Raw genomic sequence first — 11,317 nt, forward strand, 5'->3', positions numbered from 1 at the left:
CCGCCGGTCCCGCCGAAACACGCAATCGCCGCACACGGACCGCCCCGGCACGCGGTAGAACAGGCAGCAGCTATGGCGCCGGAACGCGAGATGCGGGCCGGTGAGGACGCCGGAACCGGCCAGCACGCCGCTGTCCAGCAGTGCCTCCGTCGTCGCGACGATCGCGGGCCGCAGGTCCGGGCGGGCGACCAGCAGTGCCCGGGCCGCGCCGACGAGCGCGGACGCGATGTTGCCGGCCAGCAGGGCGGGCGCCAGCTTGACCCGCAGCCCCGCGGCGAACGGGTTCATGTGCTGTGTGACCACGAGGCGGTACAGCAACTTCGCCGACGGCGGGTCGACCGCCCGGCCGAGGGGTTTGGGCATCCGCAGCTGCGCCCCGCCGTCGGCGCGCTGCAGGTCTTTGAGGTCCGGAACGACGCCGTGGCCCAGCGCGCACGCGAGCACGGGTGACCACAACCGGGTGGCGTGGCCGAGGTGCACCAGCGAGGCGCCGATCCGCAGGTCCGACGTGTGATACCGCCGGGCGGTGGTGTCGATCAAGTCGGCGAAGCCGTCGGTGTAGGACTGCTTCACCGGTTGCCACCCCGCGGGTTCGCCGCCCACCGTGAGCGCGAAAAAGCCTTTGTAGGAAGATATTTCGGCCAGCTCAGCCGAGATGTCCATGCGCAACCAGTCCTCTTTAGGGGAAATCCGCCCCAGTTCTCGTGAGGAAGCGCTGACGGTGAGTATCTGGCTCTCGGGTCGGGCATGCCCTTCCCGGTCACAGTGGCGGGACCGCACCGGATTCGCACCGGTTTCCTCAAGGGGTGTGGCCCGTCAGCGCCTTTCGGTAGCAAATATTGCCACACGCCACGCACACGGCGTGTCAAGCTTGAGTCGAACAGGTGTTCGGCTACTGTGGTGAGCGTTCTGCACGCCGACTTGTCGGTGGCCTTCTCTAGTGTCACGGCCAACCGACCGATACCGGTCAGAAGAACACACCGACGATAGGAAGAGGCACCATGACGCAAGCCCCCGACCGCGAAAAGGCTCTCGAACTGGCGATGGCCCAGATCGAAAAGAGCTACGGCAAAGGCTCGGTGATGCGTCTCGGCGACGAGATGCGTCAGCCGATCTCGGTCATCCCGACCGGATCCATCGCACTGGACGTGGCCCTGGGCATCGGCGGCCTGCCCCGCGGCCGGGTCGTGGAGATCTACGGCCCGGAGTCCTCCGGTAAGACCACCGTCGCGCTGCACGCGGTGGCCAACGCCCAGGCCGCCGGCGGCGTCGCGGCGTTCATCGACGCCGAGCACGCCCTGGACCCGGACTACGCCAAGAAGCTCGGCGTCGACACGGATTCGCTGCTGGTCAGCCAGCCCGACACCGGTGAGCAGGCCCTGGAGATCGCCGACATGCTGATCCGCTCCGGCGCGCTGGACGTCCTGGTCATCGACTCGGTGGCGGCCCTGGTGCCGCGCGCCGAACTCGAAGGCGAGATGGGGGACAGCCACGTCGGCCTGCAGGCCCGGCTGATGAGCCAGGCGCTGCGCAAAATGACCGGCGCGCTCAACAACTCGGGAACCACGGCGATCTTCATCAACCAGCTCCGCGAAAAGATCGGCGTGATGTTCGGCTGCATGAATTACTCCACCCGAGTGACTCTTGCCGACGGCTCCACCGAAAAGATCGGCAAGATTGTCAACAACAAAATGGACGTCGAGGTGCTGTCCTACGACCCGAAGACGGATCGGATTGTGCCCCGCAAGGTAGTGAACTGGTTCAATAACGGACCGGCCGAACAGTTTCTCCAGTTCACCGTCGAGAAGTCCGGCGGCAATGGCAAGTCGCAATTCGCGGCGACGCCCAACCACCTTATTCGCACACCGAGTGGCTGGAAAGAAGCAGGCGACCTCTTTACCGGTGACCGCGTGCTGGCAACTGAGCCGCATCTGCTCAGCGAGCAGCAGTTCCAAGTGGTGCTGGGATCGCTGATGGGCGACGGCAACCTCTCGTCTAATCGGCGCGATCGCAACGGTGTCCGTTTTCGGCTGGGACATGGCGCCAAGCAGGTGGAGTACCTACGGTGGAAGACCGGGCTAATGGGCAACATTCGGCACACGGTGCGGGAGAACGCCAAGGGCGCGAGCTTTGTCGACTTCACCCCACTACCAGAACTCGCCGAATTACAACGCGCGGTTTATCTCGGAGACGGCAAGAAGTTCTTGTCTGAGGAGTACCTTAAGGCGCTAACGCCGCTGGCTTTGGCTATTTGGTACATGGATGACGGCTCATTCGTCTTGCGTTCCAAGGGATTGCAGGAACGTACTATTGGCGGCAGCGGCCGCATTGAGATCTGCGTCGAAGCCATGACCGAGGGCACGCGTGTGCGGTTGCGCGACTATCTGCGTGATTCATACGGTTTGGATGTGCGGCTGCGGCACGCCGGCTCAGCTGGCAAGGCAGTGCTGGTGTTCTCCACAGCGGCCACAACGAAATTCCAGGAACTGGTCGCGCAATACATTGCGCCGTCCATGGACTACAAGCTATTGCCGCGATTCCGTGGTCAAGGAACGGTAACGCCGCAGTTCATCGAACCCACGCAGCAGTTGGTGCCAGCCCGCATTCTCGATGTTCATGTGAAGCCGCAAACCCGGTCAATGAATCGGTTCGATATCGAGGTTGAGGGCAATCACAACTATTTCGTTGACGGCGTGATGGTGCATAACTCGCCCGAAACCACCACGGGTGGAAAGGCGCTGAAGTTCTACGCGTCGGTGCGCATGGACGTGCGGCGGATCGAGACACTCAAGGACGGCACCAACGCGGTCGGCAACCGCACCCGGGTCAAGGTCGTCAAGAACAAGGTGTCGCCGCCGTTCAAGCAGGCCGAGTTCGACATCCTTTACGGCAAGGGCATCAGCCGTGAGGGTTCGCTGATCGACATGGGTGTGGATCAGGGCTTCATCCGCAAGTCCGGGTCGTGGTTCACCTACGAGGGCGAGCAGCTCGGCCAGGGCAAGGAGAACGTCCGCACCTTCCTGATGGAGAACGCCGACGTCGCCAACGAGATCGAGAAAAAGATCAAGGAAAAGCTCGGCATCGGCGCGGTGGTGACCGACGACTCTTCCGCTGACAGTGTCCTGCCCGCCCCCGTCGATTTCTGAGCCCTCCCGCGACGAGCAGGCGCGGGCGCTGTGCCTGCGCCTGCTCACCGCGAGATCGCGCACGCGGGCCGAGCTGTCCGGTCAGCTGGCCAAACGCGGATACCCCGACGACGTCAGCGACCGGGTGCTTGACCGGCTGGCCGCCGTCGGCCTGGTAGACGATGCCGAGTTTGCCGAACAGTGGGTGCAGTCCCGCCGGGCTAGAGCGGGCAAGAGCAAGCGTGCCCTGGCCGCCGAGTTGCACAGCAAGGGCGTCGACAACGACGTGATCAGCGCGGTGCTGGGTGGGATCAACGCCGGGGCCGAGCGCGACCGCGCCGAGCAGCTGGTGCGGGCCAAGCTGCGCCGCGAGACACTGAGCGACGAAGCGAAAGTCAGCCGTCGGCTGGTGGCGATGCTGGCCCGGCGCGGCTACAGCCAAAACCTCGCGTGCGAGGTGGTCCTCGGCGAACTGGCCGCCGAACGGGAGCGCCGCTGCGTCTAGCCTTGTGACGTGCGGTTTCTCGCCCGCCGGATGCTCGCCGTACCATGGCCGGGTGACTTCCCCCGTGACTTCGCCGGCGGCCCGAGATGTTTCGGGGGCGCGCACCTATCAGGTGCGCACCTACGGCTGCCAGATGAACGTCCACGACTCCGAGCGCTTGGCAGGCCTGCTGGAGGCGGCCGGTTACCGCCGGGCCGCCGACGGCGCCGACGCCGACGTCGTGGTCTTCAACACCTGCGCCGTCCGCGAGAACGCCGACAACAAGCTGTACGGCAACCTCAGCCACCTGGCGCCGCGCAAGCGCGGCAACCCCGACATGCAGATCGCGGTCGGCGGCTGCCTGGCCCAGAAGGACCGGGACGCGCTGCTGAGCAAGGCGCCATGGGTCGATGTCGTCTTCGGCACGCACAACATCGGATCGCTGCCGGCGCTGCTCGACCGGGCCCGGCACAACAACGCGGCGCAGGTGGAGATCGCCGAGGCGCTGCAGCAGTTCCCGTCGTCGCTGCCCAGCGCCCGCGAATCCGCCTACGCCGCCTGGGTTTCCATCTCCGTGGGATGCAACAACTCCTGCACGTTCTGCATCGTCCCGGCGCTGCGCGGCAAGGAGGTCGACCGCAGCCCGGGCGACATCCTGGCCGAGGTGCGCTCGCTGGTGGCCGACGGCGTGCTGGAGGTCACCCTGCTGGGCCAGAACGTCAACGCCTTCGGGGTGTCCTTCGCCGACCCGGCGCTGCCCCGCGATCGCGGCGCCTTCGCCGAGCTGCTGCGGGCCTGCGGGCGCATCGACGGGCTGGAACGCGTGCGGTTCACCTCGCCGCACCCGGCCGAGTTCACCGACGACGTCATCGAGGCGATGGCCCAGACGCCGAACGTCTGCCCGGCCCTGCACATGCCGCTGCAGTCGGGATCCGACCGGGTGCTGCGGGCGATGCGGCGGTCGTACCGCGCCGAGCGGTATCTGGGGATCATCGAGCGGGTCCGGGCGGCCATGCCGCACGCGGCGATCACCACGGACCTGATCGTCGGATTCCCCGGCGAAACCGAAGAGGACTTCGCCGCCACCCTCGACGTCGTGCGGCAGGCGCGGTTCGCGGCGGCGTTCACCTTCCAGTACTCCAAACGGCCCGGCACCCCCGCCGCCGAATTCGGCGGCCAGCTGCCGAAAGCCGTTGTGCAGGAACGCTACGAGCGGCTGGTCGAGGTGCAGGAGCAGATCTCGCTGCAGGGCAATCAAGCGCTGATCGGGCAGGCCGTCGAATTGCTGGTCGCCACCGGTGAAGGACGCAAGGACGCCCGCACGGCCCGCAGGACCGGCCGGGCCCGCGACGGCAGGCTGGTGCACTTCACCTCGAACGAGGGGGTCCGCCCGGGCGACATCGTCACCGCGGTCGTCACCGGCGCCGCCCCGCATCACCTCGTCGCCGACGCGGGAATCCGCAGCCACCGCCGCACCCGGGCGGGTGATGCGCACGCCGCCGGGCGGCGCCCGGGCACGATCGGTCTCGGCATGCCCGCCGTCGGGCCGTCCACTGAACCGCTGCAACCGCTAGAACCGCTGGGGTGCCCCCGATGAAGAAAGAACACGCAGACATCGACGCTTTGCGAACCGAAATCGAGGCCGTTGAACGCCGGGTGGCGCGCGAGATCGATCCCGGGCCAAGGGCTTTGGTGGTCGCGATCCTGGTGTTCGTGCTGCTGGGTTCGTTCGCCTTGCCGCACACCGGCGACGTGCGGGGATGGGACGTGCTGTTTTCCAGCCACGACGCCGGCACCGCCGCGGTGGCCCTGCCGTCGCGGGTGTTCGCGTGGCTGGCGCTGGTGTTCGGTGTGGGGTGCTCGACGCTGGCGCTGATGACGCGGCGCTGGGCGCTGGCGTGGGTCGCGCTGGCGGGTTCGGCGATCGCGTCCGGCGCCGGGCTGCTGGCGGNGTCGCCCAGCACGGTCGCGGTCGGCAACGTTTCGGCCAGCGCGGAGGCGTTGGCCCGGATCTTGCGCGCGTCCCCGGTGCCGGAGGCCAGCCGTTCCTCCATGAGGGTGATCTCGGTGCTCAGGTCGTCGAATCGGCGGCCGAAGTGGGCGAAGGCGGCCTCGGGATCGCCGGCCTGCCAGGAGCCGACGATGCGCTCGCCGGCCGAGCTGATCAGCCAGACCGTGCCGTCGTCGTCGACGCGTCCGAACCGGTGCGGGTCGCTGGTCGGGTGCGTGGCCAGCGGGTAGGGGGTGGTGGGTCGTGGCCCCGGGCTCATCGGGCGGGGACCGGGCCGCGGTCCCGGTCGCGGCACCGGCCTGGGCGAAGCGGTGCTGCCTGGCTCGTCGGCCGTCATCCTCTCGTCACCACCTTCCAAACCTCTTGCGCGGTGATGTCCCGCGCGCCTGCCGCGCGTGGCGGCTCCCGTTCGCTCCTCGACTCGTTCCCACAGTATTCAAGCAGGACGGCGGGCGTCGCGCCGCTACCTCTTGGCGGCGCCGGGACGGATAACGGTTCGGTTCCACCGCAGCTTGGGTCATAGGGCGCCGCCGTGCCGCCCGGTAGCGTGGCGGAAGCGAGTGGAGTTTCTGGTGGGATGAGCGAGGTGCGCTGGATGCCGCGGGTAGCCGTCGTTGCGCTGTACAACGGTTTGCTGCGGGCGCAGTATTGATGGGCCGTCGGGGCCGCTGAGGGGCTGAGCCCGGCGCCGTCGCACTACAGTGGTCGCTGAATTCTGATCGAACAGCGCGTGTACACGCAGTGTCCAAGGGAATGCTGCTCGGAACGCCGGTGAGGGGGTTCGCATGACGAAAGTAGACGTCGCGGCGCTGATTGCGTTGTGCGCGGCGCTGGCTTCCGCTGTCGGCGATGTGATCCGGCAGCGCTCGGCGCAGGAGATCACCGACCAGGAAGTAGGCCACCTCGAGCTCTTCCGGATGTCGTTGCGGGACAAGCGGTGGTGGTTGGGCGGGCTCGCGGCGATCGTCAACTACAGCTTGCAAGCCGCCGCCCTGGCGTGGGGATCGGTGGTGTTGGTGACGGCGCTGCAGGTGACCGCGCTGCTGTTCGCGCTGCCGATCTATGCGCGGCTGACCCACATCCGGGTGACCCGCTGGGAGTGGGTGTGGGCGGTGGTGCTGGCCGCGGCGCTGGCGGTCGTGATCATCGTCGGCGACCCGCGCTCCGGTCAGCAGCGGGCTTCGCTGTCGACGTGGATGATCGTGGCCGCGGTGATGGGTCCCACGCTGGTGCTGTGTGTGCTGGGGGCCCGGATCTGGAAGGGCCGTCCGGTCGCGGCGATACTGCTGGCGGTGGTGGCGGGTTCGTCGCTGGCGCTGTTCGCGGTGCTGACGAAGGGCGTCGTCGAGGTGGCCGAAAGGGGGCCCGGCGGCGTGCTGCGCATGCCGGAGTTCGTGCCGTGGCTGCTGGTGGCTTTGTGCGGGATGGTTTTCCAGCAGTCCGCCTTTCGCGCCGGCGCGCTCACCTCGTCCCTGCCCACCATGACCGTGGCCAAGCCCGTGGTGGCAGGTGTGCTCGGGGTTACCGTGCTCGGCGAGACGCTTCGGGCCAGCGGGCCCGCGGCGCTTGCGCTGGTCTCGTCGGTGGCGTTGGTCATCATCGCGACGGTGGCGCTGGCCCGGGGCGAGGCCGCCTCGATGGCGGCCGGCACCGGGCGAGACCTGAAGGGCGACACGCTGCCCGGCGACCCGCCGNCACCTTGCCGATCGCGTCCCACTTGTCGGCGATGGACCGCAGCGCCGCCCGCGCCGCGTCGGGGTTGCTGGTGTCGAGCTTTTCCGCCTCGGCCAGCAGCGCCTCCTTGGCGGTGGCGTTGGCCTGGAACTCGGCGTCCTTCTCCGCCGCGGCGGCGTTGCGGGCGGTGAAGAATGAGTCCTGCGCGGCCTTGAAGCGGCGCCACAGCGCGTCATCGACATCCCGGGTCGCCCGCCCGGCCGCCTTCCACTCGGTCAGCAGCTTGCGGAATTCCGCGCTGGTGGCGGTCCAGTCCGTCGAATCGGACAATTCTTCGGCGCGCTCGCAGAGCCGTTCCTTCGACTGCTTGACCCCCGAGCGCTCCCGGTCCAGATCGGCGAAATGGGATCCCCGCCGCCGGTTGAAGGCGTCCCTCGCGGCCGAATACCGCTTCCACAACGCGTCGTCGACTTTGCGGTCCAGGCCGCTGATCGTCTTCCACTCGTCGAGGATCGCCCGCAGCCGGTCACCGGCGGCCTTCCACTGCGTGGAGTTGGCGCCCAGGTCCTCGGCCTCGGCGGCCAGCGCCTCCTTGCGCGCGGTCTGGGCGGCCCGGTGCTCCTCGCGTTTGGAGCGGCCTTCGGCGATGGCCGCGTCGGCGTGATCGAGGAGGCCGGTCAGCCGGGCGGAAAGCGCGTCGATGTCGCCCAGCACGGTCGCGGTCGGCAACGTTTCGGCCAGCGCGGAGGCGTTGGCCCGGATCTTGCGCGCGTCCCCGGTGCCGGAGGCCAGCCGTTCCTCCATGAGGGTGATCTCGGTGCTCAGGTCGTCGAATCGGCGGCCGAAGTGGGCGAAGGCGGCCTCGGGATCGCCGGCCTGCCAGGAGCCGACGATGCGCTCGCCGGCCGAGCTGATCAGCCAGACCGTGCCGTCGTCGTCGACGCGTCCGAACCGGTGCGGGTCGCTGGTCGGGTGCGTGGCCAGCGGGTAGGGGGTGGTGGGTCGTGGCCCCGGGCTCATCGGGCGGGGACCGGGCCGCGGTCCCGGTCGCGGCACCGGCCTGGGCGAAGCGGTGCTGCCTGGCTCGTCGGCCGTCATCCTCTCGTCACNAGATCGTGAACGCCGACGCGATGCAGCTGTATCGCGGGATGGACATCGGCACCGCCAAGCTGCCGGTCGAGGCGCGCCGCGGCATTGCCCATCATCAGCTCGACGTCCTGCACGTCACCGAGACGGCGACCGTCGCCCGCTATCAGCAGGCCGCCGCCGCGGACGTGGAGGCGATCATGGCCCGGGGCGCGGTGCCGGTGATCGTGGGCGGCTCGATGCTCTACGTCCAATCCCTGCTCGACGGCTGGTCGTTTCCCGCGACCGACCCCGCGGTGCGCGCGCGCTGGGAGCGGCGGCTCGCCGAGGTGGGGGTGGGCGAGCTGCACGCCGAGCTGGGNCGCCCAGGAGCGTTAAATCAGGTGCGCCGCACCGATTTAGCGTGCACTATTGCAAATTGCCTATGACACATTCCGAAACTCCCTTTTACGACCGGCCGGATCTCGAGCCCAGCGCGGGCGAACTCGCCCTCGAAGACCGATCGGCGCTGCGCCGGGTCGCCGGGCTGTCCACCGAACTCGCCGACGTTTCCGAGGTCGAATACCGCCAGCTGCGCCTGGAGCGCGTGGTGCTGGTGGGCGTGTGGACCGAGGGCAGCGCCGCCGACAACCGGGCCAGCATGGCCGAGCTCGCGGCCCTCGCCGAAACCGCCGGGTCGCAGGTGCTCGAGGGGCTCATCCAGCGCCGCGATCGGCCCGACCCGTCGACCTACATCGGCTCCGGCAAGGCCGCCGAGCTGCGCGAGGTGGTCCTGGCCACCGGCGCCGACACCGTCATCTGCGACGGCGAGCTGTCCCCGGCGCAGCTGACCGCGCTGGAAAAGGCCGTCAAGGTCAAGGTCATCGACCGCACCGCGCTGATCCTGGACATCTTCGCCCAGCACGCCACCAGCCGGGAGGGCAAAGCGCAGGTGTCGCTGGCCCAGATGGAGTACATGCTGCCCCGGCTGCGCGGCTGGGGCGAGTCGATGTCGAGGCAGGCCGGCGGCCGCGCCGGTGGCAGCGGCGGCGGCGTGGGTTTGCGCGGTCCCGGTGAGACCAAGATCGAGCCCGGCCGTCGCCGCATCCGGGAACGGATGGCCAAGCTGCGCCGCGAGGTCCAGGACATGAAGCANTCGCGCACTACCTGCGGGCCTGCGGCCTGGAATCGCGCGACGAGTTCGTCGTCGGGTCGCTGGCCGGCCCGCGCCCGGTCACCCTGCACCGCGCCGGCCAGACCGACGCCGACGTCACCGTCGACATGGGCAAGGCGAACCGGGCCGGCAGTGGGGAGGCAGTCGTCGGCGGCAGGCGGTTCACCGGCCTGGCGATCGACGTCGGCAACCCACACCTGGCCTGCGTCGACCCGCAACTGGACGCCGAGGGGCTCGCGGCCCTGGACGTGGGAGCGCCCGTGCGGTTCGACCGCGCCCGGTTCCCGGACGGCGTCAACGTCGAGGTGCTCACCGCTGCGGTCGGGGGAGTGGTCACGATGCGGGTCCACGAACGCGGCGTGGGCGAAACCCGCTCGTGCGGCACCGGAACGGTCGCGGCCGCCGTGGCCGCGCTGGCCGACGCGGGGGCCGACACCGGAACCCTGACCGTGCGGGTGCCCGGCGGCGACGTCGTGGTGACCATCACCGACGCCACGAGCTACCTGCGCGGACCGTCGGTGCTGGTGGCCCGCGGCGAGATCAGCGAGGAATGGTGGCGCGCCCAGGAGCGTTAAATCAGGTGCGCCGCACCGATTTAGCGTGCACTATTGCAAATTGCNCGCACGCTTTTCGAGCCGGAGCACGAATTGTTCCGCGAGTCCTACCGCGGCTTCCTGGATCGCCACGTGGCGCCGTACCACGAGGAATGGGAGAAGGCCAAGATCGTCGACCGCGGCGTGTGGCTGGAGGCCGGAAAGCAGGGCTTTCTGGGCATGGCGGTGCCCGAGGAGTACGGCGGTGGCGGCAACTCCGACTTCCGGTACAACACGATCGTCACCGAGGAGACCACCCGCGGCCGGTACAGCGGGATCGGCTTCGGCCTGCACAACGACATCATTGCGCCGTATCTGCTGTCGCTGGCCAACGAAGAGCAGAAGCAGCGCTGGTTGCCCAAGTTCTGCAGCGGGGAGATCATCACCGCGATCGCCATGACCGAGCCGGGCACCGGCAGCGACCTGCAGGGCATCAAGACGCGCGCGGTCAAGCAGGGCGACCACTACGTGCTCAACGGCGCAAAGACGTTCATCACCAACGGGATCAACTCCGACCTGGTGATCGTCGTCGCCCAAACGGATCCGGACAAAGGCGCGCAAGGCTTCTCGTTGCTCGTGGTCGAACGCGGCATGGAGGGCTTCGAACGCGGCCGCCACTTGGACAAGATCGGCCTGGACGCGCAGGACACCGCCGAGCTGTCGTTCACCGACGTGCACGTCCCGGCCGAAAACCTGCTGGGCGAGGAGGGCATGGGATTCATCTACCTGATGCAGAACCTGCCACAGGAGCGGATCTCGATCGCCATCATGGCCGTCGCGGCGATGGAAGGCGTGCTGGAGCAGACCCTGCAATATGCGAAGGAGCGCAAGGCCTTCGGCAAGCCGATCGGCAGTTTCCAGAACAGCCGCTTCATGCTCGCCGAACTGGCCACCGAGGCCACCGTGGTGCGGATGATGGTCGACGAGTTCGTCCGCCTGCACCTCGACCACAAGCTGACCGCCGAACAGGCCGCCATGGCCAAGTGGTACTCCACCGAAAAGCAGGTGCACCTGATCGACCGGTGCCTGCAGCTGCACGGCGGCTACGGCTACATGCGCGAATACCCGGTCGCCCGAGCCTATCTCGACGCCCGGGTGCAGACGATCTACGGCGGCACCACCGAGATCATGAAAGAGATCATCGGCCGCAGCCTCGGTGTCTAGCAATCATGTTGCGGCGCAAGACAATCG

The 11,317-nt window shown here is 68.4% G+C and carries 5 protein-coding genes, 6 pseudogenes and 1 riboswitch; of the genes and pseudogenes, 9 read left to right on the top strand and 2 right to left on the bottom strand.

The genetic code is table 11. The annotated features are described in order from the left end of the window. On the bottom strand, window positions 1–663 hold a 663-nt coding region (locus BN4348_RS35485), incomplete at its 3' end, for a (2Fe-2S)-binding protein (protein WP_096866112.1). 40 nt (window positions 664–703) lie between these two features. Further along, window positions 704–833, bottom strand: a riboswitch (cobalamin riboswitch). Between the two features lie 168 nt (window positions 834–1,001). On the opposite strand from BN4348_RS35485, the gene recA reads away from it, so the two are divergent. The 5 genes and pseudogenes from recA to BN4348_RS35515 all read left to right on the top strand — a co-directional run. Further along, on the top strand, window positions 1,002–3,146 hold the full coding sequence (gene recA / locus BN4348_RS35490) for an intein-containing recombinase RecA (RefSeq protein ID WP_066909836.1): 2,145 nt from the start codon (window positions 1,002–1,004) through the stop codon (window positions 3,144–3,146). Beyond that, window positions 3,112–3,630, top strand: coding sequence for a recombination regulator RecX (gene recX / locus BN4348_RS35495; protein WP_066909839.1), 519 nt, complete (start codon window positions 3,112–3,114; stop codon window positions 3,628–3,630). Before recA ends, recX begins: the two co-directional genes overlap by 35 nt. 52 nt (window positions 3,631–3,682) lie before the next feature. Further along, window positions 3,683–5,206, top strand: a complete 1,524-nt coding sequence (miaB, locus tag BN4348_RS35500) for a tRNA (N6-isopentenyl adenosine(37)-C2)-methylthiotransferase MiaB (RefSeq protein WP_211145686.1) — start codon at window positions 3,683–3,685, stop codon at window positions 5,204–5,206. Then, a pseudogene (locus BN4348_RS35505) lies at window positions 5,203–5,589 on the top strand (Rv2732c family membrane protein); the annotation flags it as partial. The gene miaB and the pseudogene BN4348_RS35505, both read left to right, overlap by 4 nt. Window positions 5,590–6,405: 816 nt before the next feature. Continuing rightward, window positions 6,406–7,263: pseudogene (locus BN4348_RS35515) on the top strand (DMT family transporter); the annotation flags it as partial. Window positions 7,264–7,297: 34 nt separating this feature from the next. On the opposite strand, the pseudogene BN4348_RS35520 reads toward BN4348_RS35515, so the two are convergent. Further along, window positions 7,298–8,392, bottom strand: a pseudogene (locus tag BN4348_RS35520) (DUF349 domain-containing protein); the annotation flags it as partial. A 12-nt stretch (window positions 8,393–8,404) separates the two neighbouring features. Between BN4348_RS35520 and BN4348_RS35525 the strand changes: the two are divergent. From BN4348_RS35525 to BN4348_RS35540, 4 genes and pseudogenes are all read left to right on the top strand, one after another. Then, window positions 8,405–8,778: pseudogene (locus tag BN4348_RS35525) on the top strand (tRNA (adenosine(37)-N6)-dimethylallyltransferase); the annotation flags it as partial. Between the two features lie 26 nt (window positions 8,779–8,804). Next, a pseudogene (locus tag BN4348_RS35530) lies at window positions 8,805–9,527 on the top strand (HflX-like GTP-binding protein); the annotation flags it as partial. Then, a pseudogene (gene dapF, locus BN4348_RS35535) lies at window positions 9,476–10,108 on the top strand (diaminopimelate epimerase); the annotation flags it as partial. The pseudogenes BN4348_RS35530 and dapF, both read left to right, overlap by 52 nt. Window positions 10,109–10,141: 33 nt before the next feature. Beyond that, the gene (locus tag BN4348_RS35540; protein WP_066909848.1) at window positions 10,142–11,290 is read left to right on the top strand and encodes an acyl-CoA dehydrogenase family protein; all 1,149 of its coding nucleotides are present in this window, start codon (window positions 10,142–10,144) and stop codon (window positions 11,288–11,290) included. Window positions 11,291–11,317 lie beyond the last annotated feature (27 nt).

Origin of the sequence: Mycobacterium interjectum, from assembly GCF_900078675.2 — a bacterium.
Taxonomy (GTDB): domain Bacteria; phylum Actinomycetota; class Actinomycetes; order Mycobacteriales; family Mycobacteriaceae; genus Mycobacterium; species Mycobacterium interjectum.